This window comes from Streptomyces narbonensis, assembly GCF_014649015.1.
Lineage (GTDB): Bacteria > Actinomycetota > Actinomycetes > Streptomycetales > Streptomycetaceae > Streptomyces > Streptomyces narbonensis.
The window spans coordinates 1-24942 of record NZ_BMSF01000018.1; the positions used below are offsets into that span (position 1 = coordinate 1).

The 24942-nt window shown below is 68.8% G+C and carries 22 protein-coding genes and 1 tRNA gene; 11 read left to right on the forward strand and 12 right to left on the reverse strand.

What is annotated here, in order from left to right; genetic code table 11:
- Positions 1-59: 59 nt before the first annotated feature.
- Positions 60-692, reverse strand: a complete 633-nt coding sequence (locus IE124_RS28025; protein WP_189511696.1) for an NAD(P)-dependent oxidoreductase — start codon at positions 690-692, stop codon at positions 60-62.
- Positions 693-779: 87 nt separating this feature from the next.
- Here IE124_RS28025 and IE124_RS28030 point away from each other — a divergent pair, with 87 nt between their 5' ends.
- A complete protein-coding gene (locus IE124_RS28030) occupies positions 780-1376 on the forward strand; it encodes a TetR/AcrR family transcriptional regulator (protein ID WP_189511698.1) in 597 nt (198 codons plus the stop codon).
- 16 nt (positions 1377-1392) lie between these two features.
- Here IE124_RS28030 and IE124_RS28035 read toward each other — a convergent pair whose 3' ends face one another.
- On the reverse strand, positions 1393-2415 hold the full coding sequence (locus IE124_RS28035; RefSeq protein ID WP_189511700.1) for an adenosine deaminase: 1023 nt from the start codon (positions 2413-2415) through the stop codon (positions 1393-1395).
- Positions 2416-2531: 116 nt separating this feature from the next.
- Entirely contained in the window at positions 2532-3758 is a 1227-nt protein-coding gene (locus tag IE124_RS28040) for a pyridoxal phosphate-dependent aminotransferase (RefSeq protein WP_189511702.1), read from the reverse strand.
- 206 nt (positions 3759-3964) lie between these two features.
- Between IE124_RS28040 and IE124_RS28045 the strand changes: the two genes are divergently transcribed.
- The 10 genes from IE124_RS28045 to IE124_RS28090 all read left to right on the forward strand — a co-directional run bounded on the left by IE124_RS28045 (position 3965) and on the right by IE124_RS28090 (position 17146).
- Positions 3965-4037: transfer RNA gene (locus IE124_RS28045), tRNA-Trp, on the forward strand.
- A 104-nt stretch (positions 4038-4141) separates the two neighbouring features.
- A complete protein-coding gene (gene secE, locus IE124_RS28050) occupies positions 4142-4429 on the forward strand; it encodes a preprotein translocase subunit SecE (RefSeq protein WP_024755368.1) in 288 nt (95 codons plus the stop codon).
- A 44-nt stretch (positions 4430-4473) separates the two neighbouring features.
- Positions 4474-5382: a transcription termination/antitermination protein NusG gene (nusG, locus tag IE124_RS28055; RefSeq protein ID WP_189511704.1), complete on the forward strand. Its 909-nt coding sequence runs from the start codon at positions 4474-4476 to the stop codon at positions 5380-5382.
- A gap of 159 nt (positions 5383-5541) precedes the next feature.
- Positions 5542-5976 carry a 50S ribosomal protein L11 gene (gene rplK, locus IE124_RS28060; protein WP_015035536.1) on the forward strand — a complete coding sequence of 145 codons (435 nt, stop codon included), beginning with the start codon at positions 5542-5544 and terminating at the stop codon, positions 5974-5976.
- Positions 5977-6054: 78 nt separating this feature from the next.
- Positions 6055-6783, forward strand: coding sequence for a 50S ribosomal protein L1 (gene rplA, locus IE124_RS28065; RefSeq protein ID WP_150267065.1), 729 nt, complete (start codon positions 6055-6057; stop codon positions 6781-6783).
- A 118-nt stretch (positions 6784-6901) separates the two neighbouring features.
- Positions 6902-7825, forward strand: coding sequence for an SCO4651 family lipoprotein (locus tag IE124_RS28070; protein WP_189511706.1), 924 nt, complete (start codon positions 6902-6904; stop codon positions 7823-7825).
- Between the two features lie 251 nt (positions 7826-8076).
- Entirely contained in the window at positions 8077-8607 is a 531-nt protein-coding gene (gene rplJ / locus IE124_RS28075) for a 50S ribosomal protein L10 (RefSeq protein ID WP_030687887.1), read from the forward strand.
- A gap of 111 nt (positions 8608-8718) precedes the next feature.
- Positions 8719-9102, forward strand: coding sequence for a 50S ribosomal protein L7/L12 (rplL, locus tag IE124_RS28080; protein WP_189511708.1), 384 nt, complete (start codon positions 8719-8721; stop codon positions 9100-9102).
- A 546-nt stretch (positions 9103-9648) separates the two neighbouring features.
- On the forward strand, positions 9649-13131 hold the full coding sequence (rpoB, locus tag IE124_RS28085) for a DNA-directed RNA polymerase subunit beta (protein ID WP_189511709.1): 3483 nt from the start codon (positions 9649-9651) through the stop codon (positions 13129-13131).
- A 100-nt stretch (positions 13132-13231) separates the two neighbouring features.
- Positions 13232-17146 (forward strand): DNA-directed RNA polymerase subunit beta', encoded by a 3915-nt coding sequence (locus IE124_RS28090; RefSeq protein WP_024755375.1) that lies wholly within the window; start codon positions 13232-13234, stop codon positions 17144-17146.
- 75 nt (positions 17147-17221) lie between these two features.
- On the opposite strand, the gene IE124_RS28095 is transcribed toward IE124_RS28090, so the two are convergent.
- The 9 genes from IE124_RS28095 to IE124_RS28135 all read right to left on the reverse strand — a co-directional run bounded on the left by IE124_RS28095 (position 17222) and on the right by IE124_RS28135 (position 24884).
- The gene (locus IE124_RS28095) at positions 17222-17485 is read right to left on the reverse strand and encodes a hypothetical protein (RefSeq protein WP_150267060.1); all 264 of its coding nucleotides are present in this window, start codon (positions 17483-17485) and stop codon (positions 17222-17224) included.
- Positions 17472-17705 carry a hypothetical protein gene (locus tag IE124_RS28100; RefSeq protein WP_150267058.1) on the reverse strand — a complete coding sequence of 78 codons (234 nt, stop codon included), beginning with the start codon at positions 17703-17705 and terminating at the stop codon, positions 17472-17474. Before IE124_RS28100 ends, IE124_RS28095 begins: the two co-directional genes overlap by 14 nt.
- A gap of 37 nt (positions 17706-17742) precedes the next feature.
- Positions 17743-18666: a peptidoglycan-binding protein gene (locus tag IE124_RS28105; RefSeq protein WP_189511711.1), complete on the reverse strand. Its 924-nt coding sequence runs from the start codon at positions 18664-18666 to the stop codon at positions 17743-17745.
- A gap of 72 nt (positions 18667-18738) precedes the next feature.
- The gene (locus IE124_RS28110; protein WP_189511713.1) at positions 18739-19305 is read right to left on the reverse strand and encodes an ATP-binding protein; all 567 of its coding nucleotides are present in this window, start codon (positions 19303-19305) and stop codon (positions 18739-18741) included.
- A 31-nt stretch (positions 19306-19336) separates the two neighbouring features.
- Positions 19337-20047 carry a hypothetical protein gene (locus IE124_RS28115; protein WP_189511715.1) on the reverse strand — a complete coding sequence of 237 codons (711 nt, stop codon included), beginning with the start codon at positions 20045-20047 and terminating at the stop codon, positions 19337-19339.
- Positions 20047-21147, reverse strand: a complete 1101-nt coding sequence (locus IE124_RS28120) for a hypothetical protein (protein WP_189511717.1) — start codon at positions 21145-21147, stop codon at positions 20047-20049. Before IE124_RS28120 ends, IE124_RS28115 begins: the two co-directional genes overlap by 1 nt.
- A 13-nt stretch (positions 21148-21160) precedes the next feature.
- The gene (locus IE124_RS35440) at positions 21161-22309 is read right to left on the reverse strand and encodes a hypothetical protein (RefSeq protein ID WP_189511719.1); all 1149 of its coding nucleotides are present in this window, start codon (positions 22307-22309) and stop codon (positions 21161-21163) included.
- Between the two features lie 33 nt (positions 22310-22342).
- On the reverse strand, positions 22343-23638 hold the full coding sequence (locus tag IE124_RS35100) for a hypothetical protein (protein ID WP_229832946.1): 1296 nt from the start codon (positions 23636-23638) through the stop codon (positions 22343-22345).
- A gap of 49 nt (positions 23639-23687) precedes the next feature.
- Positions 23688-24884, reverse strand: a complete 1197-nt coding sequence (locus tag IE124_RS28135) for a hypothetical protein (protein WP_189511721.1) — start codon at positions 24882-24884, stop codon at positions 23688-23690.
- Between the last annotated feature and the right edge of the window lie 58 nt (positions 24885-24942).

Genomic DNA, 24942 nt, shown 5'->3' on the forward strand with positions numbered 1-24942 from the left:
CACGCACCAGACGCCGCGGGGCCGCCCTTCGGGCGACGACGGGAATGTGACGACACCCCCTAGTACGCGACTCCGACGCCCTGGCCGACCGTGGTCGGGGCGTCGATCATCGCGAGCATCGCGTGGGCCACGTCCGCGCGGGCCAGCGTGCGGCCCCGGGGCGGGTTGCCGCCGACTACCGTGCGGTACCGGCCGGTGAGGGGCTTGTCCGTCAGCTTCGGAGGGCGGACCGAGGTCCAGTCCGTGGCGCTCGCCGCCAGCGCGGACTCCATCACCCGCAGATCGGCGTAGATGTCCTTCAGGACACGGTTGATCACCGCGAGGGCGGCCTTGTCGAGCATCCCGTCGCCCTCCGCGACCGGTCCCAGCGGCGCCGCGCTCACCACCACGAGCCGCCGCACCCGCTCCGCCTCCATCGCCGCGAGCACCGAGCGGGTCAGCCGCGCCGCCACGCCCGCGTTCGCCCGGCCCCGCGCGCCGAGACCGGAGAGCACGGCGTCCCGGCCGGCGACGGCCGGGCGCAGGGCCTCCGGGTCGGTGAGGTCCGCCCGGTGGACCACCAGCCGCTCCCCGGTGACCGCCAGCCGCGCGGGATCCCGCACCACCGCCGTCACCTCGTGGCCCGCAGCCAGGGCCTGGTGGACGATCTCCCGGCCGATACCGCCGGTCGCGCCGAAGACTGTGAGCTTCATGTCGCACCCTCCCGGGGTGGGTAAGTGTTCACTCACCCCCAGGGTGGGTGGATACTCACTCACGCGTCAAGCGCGAGTGGAGGATGCATGGAACAGAAGCCGACCCGCGTACGGATCGTCGACGCCGCGCGCGACCTCATGCGGACGGCGGGGCTCGCCCGCACCACGACCAAGGAGATCGCCAAGGCCGCCGGATGCTCGGAGGCGGCGCTCTACAAGTACTTCGCGAGCAAGGAAGAGCTGTTCCTGACCGTCCTCGACGAACGGCTGCCCCGGCTCGGCGGTCTGCTCGGCGCCCTCGCCGCCGACCCCGGCAGCCGCACCGTCGAGGAGAACCTCACGGACATCGCCCGGCAGGCCGCCCTCTTCTACGAGGAGAGCTTCCCGATGGCCGCCTCGCTCTACGCCGAGCCACAGCTCAAGGCCCGCCACGACGAGGGCATGCGCAGACTCGGCGCCGGCCCGCACAAGCCCGTCGAGGGGCTCACCGCCTACCTCCGCACCGAGCAGCGCCTCGGCCGCGTCGGCGCCGGAGCGGACCCGCGGGCGGCGGCGGCGCTCCTCCTCGGCGCCTGCGTCCAGCGGGCCTTCGCCTACGAGATGACCGAGGACGGCGGGCCGCCCGAGCCGCTCGACGAGTTCGCCCGCTCGATCGCCCGCACGCTCATGCGCGGGATCGGCTAGGGCCTGTGGCGACGGATCAGTCGGCGATCCAGTCGTCGATCCCCGCCAGCAGCTTCGCCCGGACGCCCTCCGGGGCCGCCGAGCCCCGCACCGACTGACGGGCCAGCTCCGCCAGCTCCGCGTCCGTGAACCCGTGGTGCCGGCGGGCGATCTCGTACTGCGCCGCGAGCCGCGAGCCGAAGAGCAGCGGGTCGTCCGCGCCCAGGGCCATCGGGACCCCCGCCTCGAAGAGCGTCCGCAGCGGTACGTCCTCGTGCCGCTCGTACACACCGAGCGCCACGTTCGACGCGGGGCAGACCTCACAGGTCACGCCGCGCTCCGCGAGCTTCCGCAGCAGCCCCGGGTCCTCCGCCGCGCGCACCCCGTGGCCGACGCGCGAGGCCAGCAGATCGTCCAGGCAGTCCCGTACCGAAGCCGGGCCCGTCAGTTCGCCGCCGTGCGGGGCCGCGAGCAGACCGCCGTCACGGGCGATCGAGAACGCGCGGTCGAAGTCGCGCGCCATGCCCCGCCGCTCGTCGTTGGAGAGCCCGAAACCGACCACGCCCCGGTCCGCGTACCGCACCGCGAGCCGGGCGAGCGTCCGCGCCTCCAGGGGGTGCTTCATCCGGTTCGCGGCGACGAGCACCCGCATCCCGAGCCCGGTCTCCCGGGACGCCGAGTCGACCGCGTCCAGGATGATCTCCATGGCCGCGATGAGTCCGCCGAGCAGCGGGGCGTACGAGGTGGGGTCGACCTGGATCTCCAGCCAGCCCGAGCCGTCCCTGACGTCCTCCTCGGCCGCCTCGCGGACGAGCCGCCGGATGTCCTCGGGCTCACGCAGGCAGGAGCGGGCGATGTCGTAGAGGCGCTGGAAGCGGAACCAGCCGCGCTCGTCGGTCGCCCGTAGCTTCGGGGGCGTACCGCTGCTCAGCGCCTCGGGAAGATGGACGCCGTACTTGTCGGCCAGCTCGATGAGCGTCGTGGGCCGCATCGAACCCGTGAAGTGCAGGTGCAGATGGGCCTTGGGCAGCAGGGTGATGTCGCGTGAAACGTGCTCCATCGACTGATACTGCCGCACCCGAATGGACGAAGACACCCCGTTTCCCCGATCGGGACCTTGCTAGAACGCAAAAACGGGCCCCGGTTCCGAAGAACCGGGGCCCGTCAGAGGCGTGGTCAGGCCTTCGCCTCGGCCAGCAGCTTCTGGAGCCGGGACACGCCCTCGATCAGGTCCTCGTCGCCGAGCGCGTACGACAGGCGCAGGTAGCCGGGCGTGCCGAAGGCCTCGCCGGGGACGACCGCGACCTCGGCCTCGTCGAGGATCAGGGCCGCGAGCTCCACCGAGGTCTCGGGGCGCTTGCCGCGGATCTCCTTGCCGAGCAGACCCTTCACCGAGGGGTACGCGTAGAACGCGCCCTCCGGCGTCGGGCAGTACACGCCCTCGATCTCGTTCAGCATCCGCACGATCGTCTGGCGGCGACGGTCGAAGGCGGTGCGCATCTCCGCGACCGCGTCCAGGTTGCCCGAGACGGCGGCGAGGGCGGCGATCTGCGCGACGTTGCTCACGTTGGACGTGGCGTGCGACTGGAGGTTGGTCGCGGCCTTCACGACGTCCTTCGGGCCCACGATCCACCCGACGCGCCAGCCGGTCATCGCGTATGTCTTCGCGACACCGTTGACCACGATGCACTTGTCGCGCAGCTCGGGGACGATCGTCGGCAGCGAGGTGAACTTCGCGTCGCCGTAGACGAGGTGCTCGTAGATCTCGTCCGTCAGGACCCACAGGCCGTGCTCGACGGCCCAGCGGCCGATCGCCTCGGCGTCGGCCTCCGAATAGACGGCGCCGGTCGGGTTGGACGGCGAGACGAAGAGGACGACCTTCGTCTTCTCGGTGCGCGCGGCCTCCAGCTGCTCCACGGAGACCCGGTAGCCGGTGGTCTCGTCGGCCACGACCTCCACCGGGACGCCGCCCGCGAGACGGATCGACTCGGGGTACGTCGTCCAGTAGGGCGCCGGGACGATGACCTCGTCGCCCGGGTCGAGGATCGCGGCGAAGGCCTCGTAGATCGCCTGCTTGCCGCCGTTGGTCACGAGGACCTGGGAGGCGTCGACCTCGTAGCCCGAGTCGCGCAGCGTCTTGGCGGCGATCGCGGCCTTCAGCTCGGGCAGGCCGCCGGCCGGCGTGTAGCGGTGGAACTTCGGGTTCCTGCAGGCCTCGACGGCCGCCTCGACGATGTAGTCGGGGGTCGGGAAGTCGGGCTCACCGGCACCGAAGCCGATCACCGGGCGCCCGGCGGCCTTGAGGGCCTTGGCCTTGGCGTCGACGGCGAGGGTGGCGGACTCGGAGATCGCACCGATGCGGGCGGAGACCCGACGCTCGGTGGGAGGGGTAGCAGCGCTCATGCGGCCCATCGTCCCAGACCGGATCAGGGCCCGGCACACAGGTTTCACGGACCGGACAGGAACGGTCATTACCGGTCGTACGCCCGTCCGAGGGCAGGTCGGCGTGGTTTCTGTTCGACGCGGACCCCCATGACCACGTATGCTCACTGCTCGTTGGCCCGCACCGACCACATCTCACGATGCGGTAGGTTGAGGGACACCAACAAAGGGTCGTAGCTCAATTGGTAGAGCACCGGTCTCCAAAACCGGCGGTTGGGGGTTCAAGTCCCTCCGGCCCTGCTACACACACCGCCAGGTGTTGTGCGCATGTACGTACTTCATTGCACCGCCGTGCGGCTCCATCCCGGGCGCGGCACGGCCGACCCGGAATCAGGTGAGAGATCGTGACGGACGCCGTAGGCTCCATCGACATGCCTGATGCCGACGACGAAGCCTCCGAGTCCAAGAAGAAGGCTCGTAAGGGCGGCAAGCGCGGCAAGAAGGGCCCTCTGGGCCGGCTCGCGCTCTTCTACCGCCAGATCGTCGCGGAACTCCGCAAGGTCGTCTGGCCCACTCGCAGCCAGCTGACGTCGTACACCACTGTGGTGATTATCTTCGTCGTCATCATGATCGGCCTTGTCACCGTGATTGACTATGGCTTCCAGGAAGCAGTCAAGTACGTCTTCGGCTGACTTTTTGTTCCACCCCATCTGTATCGCAGGAAGAAGCAGCCACCGTGTCTGACGCGAACCTGAACGACGCCTTCGAGTCCGAGTCCGTCGAGGACGAGCTGGACATCGTCGAGGCCGCCGACGAGGACCAGGCCGACGCTGCTGACGACGCTGCGGGCGAGGCCGCCGAGGAAGCCGCTCTCCACGCCGAGGCTGACGAGGACGAGGCCGACGCCGAGGAGTCCTCCGACGAGGACACCGAGGACGAGGAGTCGGACGAGTCCGACGCCGAGGAGTCCGAAGAGGTCGAGGACGCCGAGGACGAGACCGAGGAGGAGGCCGAGCCGGCCGCTCCGGTCGACCCGGTCGCCGCGCTTCGCGAGGAGCTCCGCACCCTCCCCGGCGAGTGGTACGTCATCCACACCTACGCGGGCTACGAGAAGCGCGTGAAGGCCAACCTCGAGCAGCGTGCCGTCTCGCTCAACGTCGAGGACTTCATCTACCAGGCCGAGGTCCCCGAGGAAGAGATCGTCCAGATCAAGGGCGGCGAGCGCAAGAACGTCAAGCAGAACAAGCTTCCCGGCTACGTTCTCGTCCGCATGGACCTGACGAACGAGTCCTGGGGCGTCGTCCGCAACACCCCCGGCGTCACCGGCTTCGTGGGCAACGCCTACGACCCGTACCCGCTGACCCTGGACGAGATCGTCAAGATGCTCGCCCCGGAGGCCGAGGAGAAGGCCGCCCGCGAGGCCGCAGAGGCCGAGGGCAAGCCCGCTCCCGCCCGCAAGCTGGAGGTCCAGGTTCTGGACTTCGAGGTCGGCGACTCGGTCACGGTCACGGACGGTCCCTTCGCGACCCTCCAGGCCACGATCAACGAGATCAACCCGGACTCGAAGAAGGTCAAGGGCCTCGTCGAGATCTTCGGTCGCGAGACCCCGGTCGAGCTGAGCTTCGACCAGATCCAGAAGAACTGATCTCACCGTCTTCCGACCAGGTCAGAGTGGCTGTCAAAAGCCGCTCTGACCTGCTCGGTTTTTGGCCGCGCGCCTATACCCGTTATCGTTGTGCGGTATGCCTGCATCCGGATGACCGGAAGGCGGGCTGAACACTCTCACTAGGACCCGGAGAGAGCAATGCCTCCCAAGAAGAAGAAGGTCACGGGGCTTATCAAGCTCCAGATCAACGCCGGTGCGGCGAACCCGGCCCCGCCGGTCGGCCCCGCGCTCGGTCAGCACGGCGTCAACATCATGGAGTTCTGCAAGGCCTACAACGCCGCGACCGAGTCGCAGCGTGGCATGGTCGTGCCGGTGGAGATCACGGTCTACGAGGACCGCACCTTCACCTTCATCACGAAGACTCCGCCGGCCGCCAAGCTGATCCTCAAGGCCGCTGGTGTGGACAAGGGCTCCGGCGAGCCGCACAAGACCAAGGTCGCCAAGCTCACGGCCGCCCAGGTCCGCGAGATCGCCACGGTCAAGCTCCCCGACCTGAACGCCAACGACCTGGACGCCGCGTCCAAGATCATCGCTGGCACCGCCCGCTCCATGGGCATCACGGTCGAGGGCTGATCACCCCCCTCGTGACCTCAGTGGTAGGGCCGGCGCGGCCCGCACCACGACTCCATACCTGAACCAACAGGAGAAGCAGTGAAGCGCAGCAAGGCTCTCCGCACCGCGGACGCCAAGGTCGACCGCGAGCGGAACTACGCGCCCCTCGAGGCCGTCCGTCTCGCCAAGGACACCGCCACCACGAAGTTCGACGGCACCGTCGAGGTCGCCTTCCGCCTGGGTGTCGACCCGCGCAAGGCCGACCAGATGGTCCGCGGCACCGTGAACCTCCCGCACGGCACCGGCAAGACCGCCCGGGTCCTGGTCTTCGCGACCGGTGACCGTGCCGAGGCCGCGATCGCCGCTGGCGCCGACATCGTCGGCTCCGACGAGCTCATCGACGAGATCTCCAAGGGCAACCGCCTGAACGAGTTCGACGCCGTTGTGGCCACCCCGGACCTCATGGGCAAGGTCGGCCGCCTCGGCCGCGTCCTCGGCCCGCGTGGTCTCATGCCGAACCCCAAGGTCGGCACCGTCACCCCCGATGTCGCGAAGGCTGTCAACGACATCAAGGGCGGCAAGATCGAGTTCCGCGTCGACAAGCACTCGAACCTGCACTTCATCATCGGCAAGGTCTCCTTCGACGAGACGAAGCTGGTCGAGAACTACGCCGCGGCCCTGGACGAGATCCTTCGTCTGAAGCCGTCCGCCGCCAAGGGTCGCTACATCAAGAAGGCGACCCTGACGACGACGATGGGCCCCGGCATCCCGCTGGACTCCAACCGCACCCGTAACCTCCTCGTCGAGGAGGACCCGGCCGCGGTCTGAACCTCACCGGTTCACTGAGTGGTCAACAGGCCCTCGCCTCCCCCTCGGGGAGGCGGGGGTCTGTTCTTTGTTACGGTTCGAAGGACCGCAAAGAAGTAGCAAAGGGGTGGGGAACACCATGAGCATGTCCGTATGGAAGCGCGCGGGCGTCGCCCTGACGGCCACGGCCGTCGTGGTGGGTGTCGCCGGATGTCAGGACGACGGGGACGCCAAGGCCGGTGCCGGCGTGAAGAGCCACGGGGACGTCACGAAGGTCATCCAGGCCGCGTACGAGAAGACCTCCGCGGCCAAGGCCGCCAAGGTCAAGATGACGATGTCGATGTCCGGCGTCGGCGCGGACTCGGGCACCGCCGAGCTGACCGGCGTCCAGGGCTGGAACCCGGCCGTCATGGACATCACCATGAAGGGCTCGATGCTCGCCGCGGGCGACCCCGGCGCCCCCCAGCAGGTCCGCATGATCATGACCGACAACGTCATGTACCTGGACATGGGCGCGAAGCAGGCCGTCGAGATGGACGGCAAGCGCTGGATGAAGCTGGACATGAAGGCGGCCGCGGACGCCTCCGGCGACAAGGCGCTGCAGAAGCAGATGACCGGTGGCCTGGAGAGCATGAACCAGGACCCGGCCCAGCAGCTCGCGCTGCTCCTCGACTCCCCGAACCTGAAGCACGTCGGGGCCGAGAAGATCAACGGCATGGAGACCCAGCACTACAAGGGCACGCTCACCGTCGAGCAGATGCTCGCCGCCAACGAGTCGTCCAAGCTCCTCTCCAAGAAGGACCACGACGCCCTCATCGCCAACGTCAAGAAGATGGGCCTGAAGGGGTACGACACCCAGGTCTGGGTCAACGAGGACGGCCTCCCGGCGCGCATGGACGTCGGCATGACCATGGCCGAGGGCAAGATGAAGATGCGGGCCGACTACAGCGACTACGGCACCCAGGCCGCCGTCCAGGCGCCGCCGGCCAAGGACACCGTGGACCTGTTCAAGATGCTCCAGGAGCTCGGCAAGGGCCTTGAAGAGGGCGGCGCTCAGGGCTGATTTGCCCGAACCGGAACCCGTCACGTAAGCTTCCACAGAAGCCAAAGACCGCTGGTCGTTGCTGTGCCCTTACCGGGTGCGGTGGCCGAAGGATCCGCTGACAACGGACGACCCGCGCAGGTGACTGTGGAAGAGTTCCCGACTCCTTGTGAATCGGTCGAGCTAAGCCCCGTGCGCCTGCGCCGGGGCGTTTTGTTTTGTTCAGCCACCTTCTGAGCGGTCCTCATCACCCGGAAGGAGGCCGAAGCACTATGCCGACGCCCAACAAGGCTGCATCGGTGGCCGAGCTCAAGGACGCGTTCCAGAGCTCCAACGCCGCCGTGCTGACCGAGTACCGGGGTCTCACCGTTGCGCAGCTCAAGACGCTGCGTCGTTCGCTCGGTGAGAACGCCCAGTACGCCGTGGTGAAGAACACGCTGACCAAGATTGCGGCCAACGAGGCCGGGATCACCGCACTGGACGAGCACTTCGCTGGTCCGACCGCGGTCGCCTTCGTCACCGGTGACCCGGTGGAGTCGGCGAAGGCCCTGCGTGACTTCGCCAAGGAGAACCCGAACCTCATCATCAAGGCCGGTGTCCTTGACGGTAAGGCTCTCTCCGCCGACGACATCAAGAAGCTTGCGGACCTCGAGTCCCGCGAGGTTCTGCTCAGCAAGCTGGCCGGTGCCTTCAAGGGCAAGCAGTCTCAGGCTGCCTCGCTCTTCCAGGCGCTGCCGTCGAAGTTCGTCCGCACCGCGGAAGCGCTTCGCGTCAAGCTCGCCGAGCAGGGCGGTGCCGAGTAATTCGGCTCGCGCATTGATCCACGCCGCCTAGTGCGTGGGTCGTAGCGGGCCGTTACGCCCGCCTCTATAGACACATCGGCACCTGCCGAATTAGTGGAAGGATCGCCCATCATGGCGAAGCTCTCTCAGGACGACCTCCTCGCCCAGTTCGAGGAGATGACCCTCATCGAGCTCTCCGAGTTCGTGAAGGCCTTCGAGGAGAAGTTCGACGTCACCGCCGCCGCGGCCGTCGCCGTTGCCGGTCCCGCGCAGGGTGGCCCGGCCGCCGAGGCCGAGGCCGAGCAGGACGAGTTCGACGTCATCCTCGAGGGTGCCGGCGACAAGAAGATCCAGGTCATCAAGGTCGTGCGTGAGCTCACCTCCCTGGGCCTCAAGGAGGCCAAGGACCTCGTCGACGGCACCCCGAAGGCCGTCCTCGAGAAGGTCGCGAAGGACGTTGCCGAGAAGGCCGCCGAGTCCCTCAAGGCCGCCGGCGCCTCCGTCACGGTCAAGTAAGACCGTTTCGGCTCGCTGAGCTGACTCCTGCCCCCGTGTAACGCGGGAGCACCGAAAGGCGATCACCCTTGTGGGTGGTCGCCTTTCGGCGTTCCCGGGAAGGGCGTGGCGGGGGCCTGAGGGCTGCCGGGAGCGGAGTATGGTGATCTTCGCCGTGCGCCCCGCACACCGGGGGGCCTTGACGAACCGCACGCAGCGCGCAATTCTCAGGACGCGTCGTCACAACGATCCGTATCCGAGGCATGGATCGACGGCTGAACGGGCAGTATCGAGGTGCGCCACACGGCGCGAGGTACCGCGGAGTTGAGAGCAACGAGGGTCGCGAATTACTCGCCCTGGACATCAGTGAGCCAAGTGGCTACACTGACCCTTTGCGCTGCCTGTTAGCTGCCCCCTGCCCGTCACCAGGGGCATACCTTCGCATCCGCTACTCGGACCGACCCCGTCTGACCTGGCCTTTTGGTCATCTCAGGAAACGTCTGCCGTGAAGCGATGCTGGGGACCGGTACGCGCGTAGTGAGTCCGAGCCCTCGGAAGGACCCCCTCTTGGCCGCCTCGCGCAACGCCTCGACCAATACGAACAACGGCGCAAGCACCGCCCCGCTGCGCATCTCTTTTGCAAAGATCAAGGAGCCCCTCGAGGTTCCGAACCTCCTCGCGCTGCAGACCGAGAGCTTTGACTGGCTGCTCGGCAACGCCGCCTGGAAGGCTCGCGTCGAGGCTGCCCTTGAGTCGGGCCAGGACGTCCCCACGAAGTCCGGTCTGGAGGAGATCTTCGAGGAGATCTCCCCGATCGAGGACTTCTCCGGGTCGATGTCGCTGACCTTCCGCGACCACCGCTTCGAGCCGCCGAAGAACTCGATCGACGAGTGCAAGGACCGTGACTTCACGTACGGCGCCCCGCTCTTCGTCACCGCCGAGTTCACCAACAACGAGACCGGCGAGATCAAGTCCCAGACGGTCTTCATGGGCGACTTCCCGCTCATGACCAACAAGGGCACCTTCGTCATCAACGGCACCGAGCGTGTCGTCGTGTCGCAGCTCGTCCGCTCGCCGGGTGTCTACTTCGACTCCTCGATCGACAAGACGTCCGACAAGGACATCTTCTCCGCCAAGATCATCCCGTCCCGGGGTGCCTGGCTGGAGATGGAGATCGACAAGCGCGACCTGGTCGGTGTTCGCATCGACCGCAAGCGCAAGCAGTCCGTCACCGTCCTCCTCAAGGCTCTCGGCTGGACCACCGAGCAGATCCTGCAGGAGTTCGGCGAGTACGAGTCCATGCGCGCCACCCTGGAGAAGGACCACACCCAGGGCCAGGACGACGCGCTGCTCGACATCTACCGCAAGCTGCGTCCGGGCGAGCCGCCGACCCGTGAGGCCGCTCAGACGCTGCTCGAGAACCTCTACTTCAACCCGAAGCGCTACGACCTCGCGAAGGTCGGCCGCTACAAGGTGAACAAGAAGCTCGGCGCCGACGAGCCGCTGGACGCCGGCGTGCTCACCACCGACGACGTCATCGCCACGATCAAGTACCTGGTCAAGCTCCACGCGGGCGAGACCGAGACGATCGGCGAGAACGGCAACGAGATCGTCGTCGAGACCGACGACATCGACCACTTCGGCAACCGTCGTCTGCGTAACGTCGGCGAGCTCATCCAGAACCAGGTCCGCACGGGTCTGGCTCGTATGGAGCGCGTCGTGCGCGAGCGCATGACCACGCAGGACGTCGAGGCGATCACCCCGCAGACCCTGATCAACATTCGCCCGGTCGTGGCGTCGATCAAGGAGTTCTTCGGTACGTCGCAGCTGTCCCAGTTCATGGACCAGAACAACCCGCTGTCGGGTCTGACGCACAAGCGTCGTCTCTCGGCGCTGGGCCCTGGTGGTCTGTCCCGTGAGCGGGCCGGCTTCGAGGTCCGAGACGTGCACCCGTCCCACTACGGACGCATGTGCCCGATCGAGACCCCCGAAGGCCCGAACATCGGTCTGATCGGTTCGCTCGCCTCGTACGGCCGCGTCAACGCGTTCGGCTTCATCGAGACGCCGTACCGCAAGGTCGTCGACGGCCAGGTCACCGACGAGGTCGACTACGTCACCGCCGACGAGGAGGACCGCTTCGTCATCGCGCAGGCCAACGCCGCGCTCAACGACGACATGCAGCTCACCGAGAACCGCGTCCTGGTGCGTAAGCGTGGCGGCGAGGTCGACTACGTCCTGCCGTCCGAGGTGGACTACATGGACGTCTCGCCGCGCCAGATGGTGTCGGTCGCGACCGCCATGATCCCGTTCCTCGAGCACGACGACGCCAACCGTGCCCTCATGGGCGCGAACATGATGCGTCAGGCGGTGCCGCTGATCAAGTCGGAGGCCCCGCTCGTCGGCACCGGCATGGAGTACCGCTGCGCCACCGACGCCGGCGACGTGCTCAAGGCCGAGAAGGACGGTGTCGTCCAGGAGCTGTCGGCCGACTACGTCACGGTCGCCAACGACGACGGCACGTACATCACGTACCGCCTGCACAAGTTCTCGCGCTCCAACCAGGGCACCTCTGTGAACCAGAAGGTCGTCGTGGACGAGGGCGACCGCGTCATCGAGGGCCAGGTCCTCGCCGACGGTCCCGCCACCGAAGACGGCGAGATGGCGCTCGGCAAGAACCTGCTCGTGGCGTTCATGCCGTGGGAGGGTCACAACTACGAGGACGCGATCATCCTGTCGCAGCGCCTCGTGCAGGACGACGTCCTCTCCTCGATCCACATCGAGGAGCACGAGGTCGACGCCCGTGACACCAAGCTCGGCCCGGAGGAGATCACCCGGGACATCCCGAACGTCTCCGAGGAGGTCCTCGCCGACCTCGACGAGCGCGGCATCATCCGTATCGGTGCCGAGGTCGTCGCCGGCGACATCCTCGTCGGCAAGGTCACGCCCAAGGGTGAGACCGAGCTGACCCCGGAGGAGCGCCTGCTCCGCGCGATCTTCGGTGAGAAGGCCCGTGAGGTCCGTGACACCTCGCTGAAGGTGCCCCACGGCGAGATCGGCAAGATCATCGGCGTCCGCGTCTTCGACCGCGAGGAGGGCGACGAGCTTCCCCCGGGCGTGAACCAGCTGGTCCGCGTCTACGTCGCCCAGAAGCGCAAGATCACCGATGGTGACAAGCTCGCCGGCCGTCACGGCAACAAGGGTGTCATCTCCAAGATCCTCCCGATCGAGGACATGCCCTTCCTCGAGGACGGCACCCCGGTCGACATCATCCTCAACCCGCTGGGTGTCCCGTCCCGAATGAACCCGGGACAGGTCCTGGAGATCCACCTCGGCTGGCTCGCCAGCCGCGGCTGGGACGTCTCCGGCCTCGCGGACGAGTGGGCGCAGCGCCTCCAGGCCATCGGTGCCGACCAGGTCGCCCCCGGCACCAACGTCGCCACCCCGGTCTTCGACGGTGCGCGTGAGGACGAGCTCGCGGGCCTGCTGAACCACACCATCCCGAACCGCGACGGCGAGCGCATGGTGCTCCCGACCGGTAAGGCGAGGCTGTTCGACGGCCGCTCCGGCGAGCCGTTCCCGGACCCGATCTCGGTCGGGTACATGTACATCCTCAAGCTGCACCACCTGGTCGACGACAAGCTGCACGCGCGTTCGACCGGCCCGTACTCGATGATCACCCAGCAGCCGCTGGGTGGTAAGGCCCAGTTCGGTGGCCAGCGCTTCGGTGAGATGGAGGTGTGGGCGCTGGAGGCATACGGCGCCGCGTACGCCCTCCAGGAGCTGCTGACGATCAAGTCCGACGACGTGACCGGCCGCGTGAAGGTCTACGAGGCCATCGTCAAGGGCGAGAACATCCCTGAGCCCGGCATCCCCGAGTCCTTCAAGGTGCTCATCAAGGAGATGCAGTCCCTGTGCCTCAACGTGGAGGTGCTCTCTTCGGACGGCATGTCCATCGAGATGCGCGACACCGACGAGGACGTCTTCCGCGCAGCGGAGGAGCTCGGCATCGACCTGTCCCGGCGCGAGCCGAGCAGCGTCGAAGAGGTCTGACGGGAGTTCCGGCAGGGGGACCAGTGATGGTCCCCCCGCCGGCCCCAGGACCCCCGTTCCAGACCCCAAGACTTACAACCCTGAGAGGGATTGACGCATAGTGCTCGACGTCAACTTCTTCGACGAGCTCCGGATCGGTCTGGCTACCGCTGACGACATCCGTCAGTGGAGCCACGGCGAGGTCAAGAAGCCGGAGACCATCAACTACCGCACGCTCAAGCCCGAGAAGGACGGACTCTTCTGCGAGAAGATCTTCGGTCCGACCCGGGACTGGGAGTGCTACTGCGGCAAGTACAAGCGTGTCCGCTTCAAGGGCATCATCTGTGAGCGGTGTGGCGTCGAGGTCACCCGCGCGAAGGTGCGCCGTGAGCGGATGGGCCACATCGAGCTCGCCGCTCCCGTCACCCACATCTGGTACTTCAAGGGCGTCCCGTCGCGCCTCGGGTACCTGCTCGACCTCGCCCCGAAGGACCTCGAGAAGGTCATCTACTTCGCGGCGTACATGATCACGTTCGTCGACGACGAGCGTCGTACGCGTGACCTGCCCTCCCTGGAGGCGCACGTCTCCGTCGAGCGCCAGCAGATCGAGAACCGTCGCGACTCCGACCTGGAGGCCCGCGCCAAGAAGCTCGAGAACGACCTGGCCGAGCTCGAGGCCGAGGGTGCCAAGGCCGACGTGCGCCGCAAGGTGCGCGAGGGTGCCGAGCGCGAGATGAAGCAGCTGCGCGACCGTGCGCAGCGCGAGATCGACCGTCTGGACGAGGTCTGGTCGCGCTTCAAGAACCTCAAGGTCCAGGACCTGGAGGGCGACGAGCTCCTCTACCGCGAGCTGCGTGACCGCTTCGGCACGTACTTCGACGGTTCGATGGGTGCCGCGGCGCTGCAGAAGCGCCTGGAGTCCTTCGACCTGGAGGAGGAGGCCGAGCGCCTCCGCGAGATCATCCGCACCGGCAAGGGCCAGAAGAAGACCCGTGCGCTCAAGCGCCTCAAGGTCGTCTCCGCGTTCCTGCAGACCGCGAACAGCCCCAAGGGCATGGTTCTCGACTGCGTGCCGGTCATCCCGCCGGACCTGCGTCCGATGGTGCAGCTGGACGGTGGCCGCTTCGCGACCTCCGACCTGAACGACCTGTACCGCCGCGTGATCAACCGCAACAACCGTCTGAAGCGACTCCTTGACCTCGGCGCGCCCGAGATCATCGTGAACAACGAGAAGCGCATGCTTCAGGAGGCCGTGGACGCCCTCTTCGACAACGGTCGTCGTGGTCGCCCGGTGACCGGTCCCGGTAACCGTCCCCTGAAGTCCCTCAGCGACATGCTGAAGGGTAAGCAGGGTCGATTCCGTCAGAACCTGCTCGGTAAGCGTGTGGACTACTCCGCGCGTTCCGTCATCGTCGTCGGTCCGCAGCTGAAGCTGCACCAGTGTGGTCTGCCGAAGGCCATGGCGCTGGAGCTCTTCAAGCCGTTCGTGATGAAGCGCCTGGTCGACCTGAACCACGCGCAGAACATCAAGAGCGCCAAGCGGATGGTCGAGCGCGGCCGCACGGTCGTGTACGACGTCCTCGAAGAGGTCATCGCCGAGCACCCGGTTCTGCTGAACCGTGCGCCCACGCTGCACCGCCTCGGCATCCAGGCCTTCGAGCCCCAGCTGGTCGAGGGCAAGGCCATCCAGATCCACCCGCTCGTCTGCACCGCGTTCAACGCGGACTTCGACGGTGACCAGATGGCCGTGCACCTGCCGCTCTCCGCGGAGGCGCAGGCCGAGGCCCGCATCCTGATGCTGTCCTCGAACAACATCCTGAAGCCCGCCGACGGCCGTCCGGTCACGATGCCGACCCAGGACATGGTCCTCGGTCTGTTCTTCCTGACCACCGACGGTGAGCTCCGTGACACCAAGGGCGAGGGCCGCGCGTTCGGCTCCACGGCCGAGGCGATCATGGCGTTCGACGCCGGCGAGCTGGCTCTGCAGTCCGAGATCGACATCCGCTTCCCCGTCGGCACCGTCGCTCCCCGCGGCTGGGTTCCCCCGGTCACGGAGGAGGGTGACGACAGCGTCGCCGCCGGTGAGTGGCAGCAGGGCGACTCGTTCCGTCTGCGGACGACCCTGGGCCGCGCGCTCTTCAACGAGCTGCTGCCCGAGGACTACCCGTTCGTCGACTACTCCGTCGGCAAGAAGCAGCTCTCCGAGATCGTCAACGACCTCGCCGAGCGCTACCCCAAGGTCATCGTGGCGGCGACGCTCGACAACCTGAAGGCGGCGGGCTTCTACTGGGCGACCCGTTCCGGCGTCACCGTGGCCATCTCCGACGTCGTCGTTCCCGAGGCGAAGAAGGAGATCGTCAAGGGCTACGAGGCGCAGGACGAGAAGGTCCAGAAGCAGTACGAGCGCGGCCTGATCACCAAGGAAGAGCGCACGCAGGAGCTCATCGCGATCTGGACCAAGGCGACCAACGAGGTTGCCGAGGCGATGAACGCGAACTTCCCCAAGACGAACCCCATCTTCATGATGGTTGACTCGGGTGCCCGAGGAAACATGATGCAGATGCGTCAGATCGCCGGTATGCGTGGTCTGGTGTCGAACGCCAAGAACGAGACGATCCCGCGTCCCATCAAGGCGTCGTTCCGTGAGGGCCTCACCGTCCTCGAGTACTTCATCTCCACGCACGGTGCCCGTAAGGGTCTCGCCGACACCGCCCTGCGTACCGCCGACTCGGGTTACCTGACCCGTCGTCTGGTCGACGTCTCGCAGGACGTCATCATCCGCGAGGAGGACTGTGGCACCGAGCGCGGTCTGAAGCTGCGGATCGCGGCCAAGGACGAGGCCGGTGTCCTGCGGAAGACGGACGACGTCGAGACCTCCGTGTACGCGCGGATGCTCGCCGAGGACGTCGTCGTCGACGGCAAGGTCATCGCGCCGGCCAACGTCGACCTGGGTGACGTGCTCATCGACGCCCTCGTCAACGCGGGCGTCGAGGAGGTCAAGACCCGCTCGGTCCTGACCTGTGAGTCCGCGGTCGGTACGTGTGCGTTCTGCTACGGCCGTTCGCTCGCCACCGGCAAGCTGGTGGACATCGGTGAGGCGGTCGGCATCATCGCCGCCCAGTCCATCGGTGAGCCCGGTACCCAGCTGACGATGCGTACCTTCCACACCGGTGGTGTGGCCGGTGACGACATCACCCAGGGTCTGCCCCGTGTCGTCGAGCTCTTCGAGGCTCGTCAGCCCAAGGGTGTCGCCCCGATCTCGGAGGCGGCCGGCCGCATCCGTATCGAGGAGACCGAGAAGACCAAGAAGATCGTCGTCACCCCGGACGACGGCACCGACGAGACGGCGTTCCCGATCTCGAAGCGTGCCCGTCTGCTCGTGGGCGAGGGCGACCACGTCGAGGTGGGCCAGAAGCTCACCGTGGGTGCCACCAACCCGCACGACGTGCTGCGCATCCTCGGTCAGCGTGCGGTCCAGGTCCACCTGGTCGCCGAGGTCCAGAAGGTCTACAACTCGCAGGGCGTGTCGATCCACGACAAGCACATCGAGATCATCATCCGGCAGATGCTGCGCCGCGTGACGATCATCGAGTCCGGCGACGCGGAGCTGCTGCCGGGCGAGCTCGTCGAGCGCTCGAAGTTCGAGACCGAGAACCGTCGTGTGGTCACCGAGGGCGGTCACCCCGCCTCCGGCCGTCCGCAGCTGATGGGTATCACCAAGGCCTCGCTCGCCACCGAGTCGTGGCTGTCGGCGGCGTCCTTCCAGGAGACGACCCGGGTTCTGACCGACGCGGCGATCAACGCCAAGTCGGACTCCCTGGTCGGCCTCAAGGAGAACGTCATCATCGGTAAGCTCATCCCGGCCGGTACGGGTCTCGCCCGCTACCGCAACATCCGGGTCGAGCCGACCGAAGAGGCCAAGGCCGCGATGTACTCGGCCGTCGGCTACGACGACATCGACTACTCGCCGTTCGGCTCGGGCTCCGGCCAGGCCGTTCCGCTGGAGGACTACGACTACGGTCCGTACAACCAGTAAGCGAGTCGCTTGACCGAAGGGCGGTCACCCCGATTTCTCGGGGTGGCCGCCCTTCGGCGTACCCGGCCCGGCCTCCTAGCGGGCGGCCAGTTCCCAGACCGCGACGAGCACGCCGGCGCTCGCGGTGAGCGCGGCGATGCTGGCGAGCGGCCAGCGGTTGCGCTCCAGGGCGTCGAGCCTGGCCTCGTGGTCGGCCAGCTGCTTGTCGGTCTGGTCGCTGCGCTGCACGAGCAGGGCGAGCGAGCCGTCGACGCGGGCGAAGCCGGCCTCCAGGGTGCCGCGGAGGCGTTCCAGTTCGAGGGCGACGGCGACCGGGTCGTTCGGATCAGACTCGGTCATCGGCACCGCCCGGGGAGCTGCGCAGCCAGGACGGCAGCAGGATCTGCACCACGTCGAGGGCCATCACCCGGGCCAGTCCACCGGCGACGGCCAGCGCCCCGGCGACCCAGGGGAGGGTCGCGGGGACGCCGGAGGCGTCGACGATCGCGGGGAGCACGACGGCGATGCCGACGGCGGACTGGAGGACGGTGCGGGCCGTGCGCTTGGCGGCATCGGACATCGGGGTCTCCTCTCGTGCGGGGCGTACGGGGCGCCCGCTACTTCGTGTACGGGACCTTCAGCGCGTTCCAGGAGGCGGCGCCGGGCATGCCGTCGGCGTCGGAGCCGCGGAAGCCGAGCTTGTGCTGCCACTTGGCGTAGCTGCGCCGGTCGGCCTCGCTCCAGCGGGGGCCGGGGCCGACTCCGTACGCGGAGCAGCCCTCGGCGACGAGCCGGCGGCCCATCGCGGTGATGATCGGGGAGCTCGTCTCCTTGCGGAAGAACGAGGTGCCCGGGAAGGGCTGGAGGCGGGGCGGGGCGGGCTTGCCGCTCGTCGGGTTGCCGGGGGCGGGCGTCTTGGAGGGGGCCTTGCCGAGGCGGGCCTGGACGCGGTCGCGCATCGTCGGCATGCCGAAGCCCTTGGGGTCGCTCTTCCAGTCGGACCACTCCAGGTGGCCGATGACGGAGCGGGCGCCCCAGCCGTGGGCCCGGCAGAGGGCGGCGGAGACCCGCTCGATCGCGTCGAGCTGGGCGGCCGGCCAGGGGTCGCTGCCGTTGCCGAGGTTGATGCACTCGAAGCCGTAGAAGCGGGAGTTGCCGTCGACGGCGTTCGGGCTGCCCTGGTGGGCGCGGGGGGCCGGCGGCCGGTCCCCGTACGTCTCGCTGATCACGGCCTGGAGGACGGACGGGTCGCCGCCGCCGGCGTGGTTGGCGCGGCCGTTGGCGACGAGGTGGACGGTGCCGTCCTTGGCGATGACGCCGTGGCAGAGCGGTCCGGGCAGGCCCTCGTAACCGTTGAAGCAGAGCTCGACGGAGGAGCGGGTGCCGGTGGAGACGGTGTGGTGGATCATCACGCCGGTGACGGGGCCCCAGGCGCCGGTGTGGTTGCGGTTGTGGCTGCGCCAGCCGGGGTGTTCGACGACGGTGACGCCTTCGGCGCGGAGCGCGGCGAGGAGCCGGTCCGCGGGGAGGGGAGTGGCCATCTGGTGTTCCTCCGGACATGAAGAAGGCCCGCACTCGGGCGGGCGTACGTACGGGTGGGGCGGGGCCGCGGACTACTGGGCCGGGTCCGCCTCGGGCTTGGTCGGCTCGGGGGCGGGCTGCTCCGGGGCGGGCTGCTCCGGGGTCGGCTCCGGGCTCGGCTCCGGCTTGGTCGGCTCTGGGTTGGTCGGCTCGGGGTTGGGCTGCTCGGGTGTCGGCTCCGGCGTGGGTTCCGGGGTCGGCTCGGGCGTGGGCTCCGGCGTCGGGGCCGGGTCCGGGGCCGGGGGTGCCCAGGCGGCGCAGAGCGCGGCGTAGGCCGTCCGACGGGTCTCGAAGTCGGCGAGCGCGGCGGCGACGGCGTCGCGTACGGCCTCCTGGCTCGGGACGACCGGCAGGCCGCCCTGCGCGTTGAGGATGACGAGCCCGCTGCCGCGCAGCGAGGAACCGGCCGTGCCGGCCTTGCCGAGCTGGGCGGTCACGTACACCTGCGGGTATTCGCCGGTCATCGGGTCGACCTCCAGCGGGCCGCCCATCGTGGTGTCGTGGATGCGGATGTCGATGGTGTGGCCGCCGTCGGTGACGGTGGCGCGACCGGCGTAGTCGATGGCCACGCCCCAGGGCTGGGCCGGGTCGATGATCATGCGGGATTCCTCTCCATGGGGGCGGGACGGCTCAGCTCTGGGTGCCGTACATCAGCACCGGCTTGGCGTAGACGGTGCCGGAGGTACTGGTGACCCGGGCCTGGATCTCGATCTTGGCGGTGGTGCCGAAGCGCGTCGTGATGTCGGCGACGATGGCGTCGGTGACGTCGAACTGACTGCCGGCGGCGACGGTCCCGCCGAACTGGGTGGTGCCGTCGATGATCACCTTCACCTCGCCGGTGGCACCCGAGCTGGCGCGGGTCTCCATCAGCAGGCGCATCCGCGGCTGCCAGACCGGGTTGTAGGAGCGGGCGATCGTGGCCCAGTTGTTCAGGGAGCTCGTCGCCGGCCAGTTCGCGGAGGCGAGGTCCTGCGGCGGCAGCATCGCGAGCCACGGCCTGGCGAGGCCGCCCTTGACGATGTCGTCGGAGAAGACCTCGTGACCGTACGAGTCGTACAGCCGCAGCACCTGCCGGGTGGTGTCGCTGCCGCTGCCGTTGTAGAGCGCGATGGCCAGCTCGCCGGTCTGGCGGCGCATGGCCACCCCGTACTCGCTCTTCTCCGGGTCCTCGTCCCACTTGCCGACCTGGAGGACGGACGTGCCGTTCGGCAGCCTGACGTTGAACGCGCCGTCGGTGACCTCGTTCTGGGCGGGCCGGGTGTTGACCGCGGTGGACAGCGCCTGGATCCGGCGCTCCATCTGGGTGAGCCGGTCGATGATGTCCTCGGGCAGCTGGGGCATCAGGCCTCCTCAAGGTAGAGCTCGGCGGTGTCGGGGCGGCCGCGCTCCGGCGGCTTCACCTTGACGCCGATGATCCGGTAGCGGGCGTCGAGGCCGGGGTCGTGCCACTCGTCGGTGATCCGGATCCGGGCGGAGCGGCCGAGCAGGGCCGGCGGTACGACGCCGCCGAGCCGGATGGTGATCTCGGGGATCACGACGGCGCCGGCCACCGCCGCGAGCTCGTTCTCGGCGAGCTTCTCCAGGGTGTCCTGGGAGGTGATCTCGTTGTGGTCCGAGGACAGGTCGATCCGCGGCCAGCCGCCCTTGATCAGCGGGGATTCCTTCTCGGCCGAGAACAGCGGCCGGGATTCGGCGGCGGCGTTGGTGTTGGTCGACGCGCCGCGCGCCACGGCGGTGGTGCCGCCGCGGGTCGCGTCGCGCGGGAAGGAGTACGACAGGATCGTGCCGGGCCGGTCGAAGACCAGGTCGGTGGCGCCGGTACGGATCTTGGGGGCGCCGAGCCGGAGCTGCCGGATCCGTCGCCCGTCGACCGGGTCGCGGTAGACCATGATCTGGTGCTCGAAGCCCTCGTCGAGGGAGGCGAGCTGTTCGAGCGCCTCCGAGTAGAGGGTCTCGTCGCCCGCGCGCCAGCTCGCGGTCCGCTTGGTCGTGGAGGTCTCCTCCCCGCCCTCGACGGAGATGTTGCCGCCGAGCGGCTTCTGGAGCTCCTCCCAGAGCTTCCGGGCGATCGCCAGCTGGTCGGTGGCCGTCTTGATCTCGATCTTCGAGCGGATGCGGCGGCGGGCGGCGTACGAGTCGAAGGTGGCGGCCTGGATGGAGAGGGTCATCACCCCGCGCTCGTTGCTCTGCAGCGTGCTGGTCCAGATGATGCCGCCCCACCACAGGTCGCCGCCGCGCTCCAGGTAGACCGCGGTGCGGCCCTCCTCGACCTGGCGGACGCGCGAGGCGATCGCCCGGTCGGGGATGGGGATGGTGCCGGAGAGGGAGCCGGCCTTGCCGATGTAGTCGTCGAACTGGACGTCCCGCAGGGGCAGGATGTCGATGGTCTGATCCGAGAGCAGGTCGCAGAAGATCGCCCGGTAGGGGGTGTCGAGTGCCATCGTGTGTCCTCCCTTACTGGATGTAGGTGGCGGAGACGTTCAGCCCCGACGTGTTGGCGATGGTGGCGTTGGGGCTCCAGTCGCGCAGGGTGATCTGCGCGTTGGTGTAGGGGTAGATCGTGGCGGTGCCGGAAGCGAGGGAGTTGGAGGCCACGGCGTCGAACGTCGTGCCCGGGGCCCAGCCCGCCGGCAGGGTGACGAGGGGGAAGTCGGCGATGCCGCCGATGGAGCTGGCGGTGATGTCCGTACCGACGCGGTTGACGCTGAAGCGCAGCGTGACGACGCCGTTGCGGGTGCGGCGGGCCCAGAACGACGACAGGGTCCAGCCGGTCAGCGCGCTTGCGCCGGTGGTGATGGTCTCGTGGTCGTACGGCGGGTGGTAGTTCGCCCAGGTGGTGCCGTTCCAGCGCTGGAGCACGCCGTTCGTCTCGCGGAACTGTCCGACGTAACTGCCGGTGGGCAGTGTGCCGTTGGCGGCGATGCCGCCGACCTCCTTGGGGTACGCGACCCAGCCGGTGCCGTCCCAGCGCTGGAGGAAGTGCGCGTTGTCGTTGTCCTGGTACTGGCCCGGGTAGGAGCCGGGGACGGCGGCGTTGTTGTAGACGGGCAGGATGCCGCCGACGCTCGCCGTCGTCACGCGCAGGTCGGTGACGATGCCGGTCCCCGACCAGAGGATGCCGTTGGAGCCGGCGGAGGTACCGGCCACCACCTTGACGCTGAACAGGGGGAGGGAGACCGGGGGTGCCGCCGGGGCCACGGGGGCGGCCGAAGGGGTGCCCTTGATGATCTCGATGGCGGCCTCGCTCCGCTTCGAGCTGTCGTACTGGTCGTCGTACACGCGGAGGACGACGAGGTCGATCCGGGCGTTGAGCGGGTCGCCGTCGGCGAAGGTGACGACGGTGTCCTGGTCGAGCGTGACGGGGTAGGTGCCCTGGGCGGCGGGTCCCTGGACGACCGCCCGGCCGGCGTAGACGGTGGCGGTCATCGGGCCGTTGCCGCTCATCCACAGGCCGCCGACGCGGAACTTGCCGTCGCCGGTGCCGGGCAGGATGCCGGAGCGGGCGGTGAGCGGGGCGGCCGGGGTGGTGGCACCGACGGAGATGTGGCGGGTGCCCTGGCGGGTCTGTCCCGAGGTGGCGAGCCAGCCGGTGTGCAAGGTCATGGGTTCTCCCGAAGGGTGGTGGCGGGCGACGGGTTACGGAAGCGGGTCGACCTTGATGAACGTGTTGTCGAAGCCGCCCTTGAGGGAGGTGGAGTTGGTGACCATCTTGAAGAAGGCCGTGAGGGTGTACGTCGCGCCGGCGGTCAGGTTCGACAGCCGGCGCGTGGTGGCCACCGAGATCAGGTGCGGGCTGGCGGCGACCGTCGCGTACTCGTCGTCGAGGTCGCCGACGACCGTGGCTCCCTGGGTGAGCTTGAGCGCCATGAAGGCGTAGTGGTCGGCACTGTGCGACTTCATACGAGCGCCGAAGCTGACCACGACGGCCCTCGACGCCGGGGCGACGAAGTTGAGCGCGAGCGGGTTCGTGGCGCGTCCCGCGAGCGTCGAGGTCCAGGTGAGCGACGTGGTGTCGCCGTAGTCGCTGTTGTCGATGAAGTACGGCCCGGCCACCACCGGCGCCCACACCGTGCCGTTCCAGCGCTGCAGCTGGCCGTTCGGGGTGTCCCGGTACTGGCCCGTGTAGCCGGCGGTGGTGACGGTGCCGGACGGGGCGATGCCGCCGAGCGGCACCCAGGCGTTGCCGTCCCAGCGCTGGAGGGTGCCGGCGCCGTCCCGGTACTGGCCCGTGTAGCTGGCGGTGGTGACCATGCCGGACGGGGCGATGCCGCCGAGCGCGGACGGGTACGGGACCCAGGCGCTGCCGTCCCAGCGCTGGAGGGCGCCGCCGGAATCCTGGTACTGGCCGGGGTAGGCGCCGTCGTGGACCGGCCCCTCGACCGGGAGGATGCCGCCGAGGGCGACGACCGGGGTGCGCAGGTCGTTGAGGGCGGTCGCCCACGGGATGCCGCCGTTGCCCGCGCTGACGGTGGCCGGGACGGTCACCTGGTACAGCGCGAGGCAGCGCGGCGGGACGGCCGGGGGCTGCGGGGCCTGGGCGGGGACGCCCTTGATGATCTCGACCTTCGCCTCGTTGCGGTTCGAGGAGTCGTAGAGGTTGTCGTAGACCCGGATGACGATCAGGTCGATGCGGCCGTACTGGGCGTCGCCCGGATCGAAGGTGACGTCCACGGAGCTCGGCAGGGTCACCGGGTAGACGCCCTGGGAGATCTCGCCCTGGATCACGGCCCGGCCCTCGGAGACGGTCGCCGTCATGGCGGAGGCGCCGAAGGTCCAGAAGCCGGCGAGCCGGTGCTCGCCGGTGTACGAGCCGGGCAGGACGCCCGAGCGGACCTGGACGGGGTTGGCCAGCGTCGTCACGCCGGTCTGGGTGAGGCGGGTGTCCTCGCGGGTCTGGCCGGTCTCGGCGACCCAGCTGCTGCGCAGGTTCATGGGGTTTCTCCGTTCGAAGAGTCGGGCGACGGTTCAGCGTTCGGGGGTGTCAGGACTTGATCCATTCGGCGGAGAGGGTGCAGGCGTAGCCCGAACCGCCGAGGGTCTTGATCGCCGCGGTGTGGCTCTGGTAGCCGGCGAGCTGGAGGGTCTCGCCGGCGACGAGCCTGATCAGGCTGCTGCCGCCCACGGATATGGCGCCGTTGCCGGCGGGGGTGAGCCAGGTCAGTCGGCCCTGGCCGACGCCGGCGACCATGACGCGGGCGCCGCGCATGCCGGTCTGGGCGTCGTTGGCCCAGGTGGCGTGTGCGGAGACCCGCCACCAGCCGGTGCGCGGCACGGTGTAGGTGTTGTTCGTGGTCCAGCCGGTGGCCTCGTCGACCTCGACGGTGGGCAGGTTGAGCACGGTCCAGGTGTTGGGGGCGACGCTCTGCGCCTGGGTGGTCAGCCACTGTGTGGCGCTGAACAGCACGGTCGAGGCGCCTTCGACGTACTGCCAGGAAGAACCGTTCCAGCGCTGCAGTCCGCCACCGTTGTCCCGGTACTGGCCGGTGTAGGCGCCGTTGGTCGTGGTGCTCGGCGCGATGCCGCCGACGGGCTTGGGGTAGGAGACCCAGGTCGTCCCGTCCCAGCGCTGGAGGAGCCCGGCGGTGTCGCGGTACTGGCCGACGTACGCGCCCTTGAAACCGCTGGCGGGCAGGATGCCGCCGAGGGCGACGACCGGCCAGTGCAGGGTGGTGACCGCCGAGGTGTTCCACTGGATGCCGCCGGCGCCGGCCGAGATGCCCTTCGGCACCAGGACCGTGTAGAGCGGGATCGAGCTGCCCGGCCCGGTCGCCGGCGCGACGGGGGAGGCGGCGGGGACGCCCTTGACCAGGCGTACCACCGCCTCCGTGACACCGGTGCGGTCGTAGGCGTCGTCGAGGACGGCCAGTTCGATCAGGTCGATCCGGTCGTACATCGGGTCGCCGTCGGCGATGGTGAGGAGCTCCGGGGAGGTGACGGCGACGAGGTAGGCGCCCTGGGCGGTGTCCTTGCCCTGGACGATCGCCCGTCCGGCGCCGATGGTGCACTGCATGGGCGAGCTGCCGGTCAGGACGAGACCGCCCGGCACGACGCCCGCCCGCGAGCGCAGCTGGGCCTCCTCGGCGCTCTGGCCACTGGGGGTGAGCAGGGCGGCGAGGGTGAGCCGGGTGTCCTCGCGGGTCTGGCCGGTGGTCTGGAGCCAAGCGGCGCGTACGGTCATGGGTCACCTCTCCGTGAGGGTCGGGGCGGTGGGATCTGGGGTGGGGTGGGGCCGGGGC

What these genes read in the sequence shown, in the direction of transcription:
- IE124_RS28120 (WP_189511717.1), bottom strand. Translation starts at nt 21,147, where the DNA reads ATGGCACTCGACACCCCCTACCGGGCGATCTTCTGCGACCTGCTCTCG.
- IE124_RS35100 (WP_229832946.1), bottom strand. Translation starts at nt 23,638, where the DNA reads ATGAACCTGCGCAGCAGCTGGGTCGCCGAGACCGGCCAGACCCGCGAG.
- IE124_RS28110 (WP_189511713.1), bottom strand. Translation starts at nt 19,305, where the DNA reads ATGATCATCGACCCGGCCCAGCCCTGGGGCGTGGCCATCGACTACGCC.
- IE124_RS28105 (WP_189511711.1), bottom strand. Translation starts at nt 18,666, where the DNA reads ATGGCCACTCCCCTCCCCGCGGACCGGCTCCTCGCCGCGCTCCGCGCC.
- IE124_RS28040 (WP_189511702.1), bottom strand. Translation starts at nt 3,758, where the DNA reads ATGAGCGCTGCTACCCCTCCCACCGAGCGTCGGGTCTCCGCCCGCATC.
- IE124_RS28095 (WP_150267060.1), bottom strand. Translation starts at nt 17,485, where the DNA reads ATGACCGAGTCTGATCCGAACGACCCGGTCGCCGTCGCCCTCGAACTG.
- rplL (WP_189511708.1), top strand. Translation starts at nt 8,719, where the DNA reads ATGGCGAAGCTCTCTCAGGACGACCTCCTCGCCCAGTTCGAGGAGATG.
- IE124_RS28030 (WP_189511698.1), top strand. Translation starts at nt 780, where the DNA reads ATGGAACAGAAGCCGACCCGCGTACGGATCGTCGACGCCGCGCGCGAC.
- IE124_RS28100 (WP_150267058.1), bottom strand. Translation starts at nt 17,705, where the DNA reads ATGTCCGATGCCGCCAAGCGCACGGCCCGCACCGTCCTCCAGTCCGCC.
- IE124_RS35440 (WP_189511719.1), bottom strand. Translation starts at nt 22,309, where the DNA reads ATGACCTTGCACACCGGCTGGCTCGCCACCTCGGGACAGACCCGCCAG.
- IE124_RS28115 (WP_189511715.1), bottom strand. Translation starts at nt 20,047, where the DNA reads ATGCCCCAGCTGCCCGAGGACATCATCGACCGGCTCACCCAGATGGAG.
- rplJ (WP_030687887.1), top strand. Translation starts at nt 8,077, where the DNA reads ATGCCGACGCCCAACAAGGCTGCATCGGTGGCCGAGCTCAAGGACGCG.
- IE124_RS28035 (WP_189511700.1), bottom strand. Translation starts at nt 2,415, where the DNA reads ATGGAGCACGTTTCACGCGACATCACCCTGCTGCCCAAGGCCCATCTG.
- IE124_RS28070 (WP_189511706.1), top strand. Translation starts at nt 6,902, where the DNA reads ATGAGCATGTCCGTATGGAAGCGCGCGGGCGTCGCCCTGACGGCCACG.
- IE124_RS28135 (WP_189511721.1), bottom strand. Translation starts at nt 24,884, where the DNA reads ATGACCGTACGCGCCGCTTGGCTCCAGACCACCGGCCAGACCCGCGAG.
- IE124_RS28025 (WP_189511696.1), bottom strand. Translation starts at nt 692, where the DNA reads ATGAAGCTCACAGTCTTCGGCGCGACCGGCGGTATCGGCCGGGAGATC.
- rplK (WP_015035536.1), top strand. Translation starts at nt 5,542, where the DNA reads ATGCCTCCCAAGAAGAAGAAGGTCACGGGGCTTATCAAGCTCCAGATC.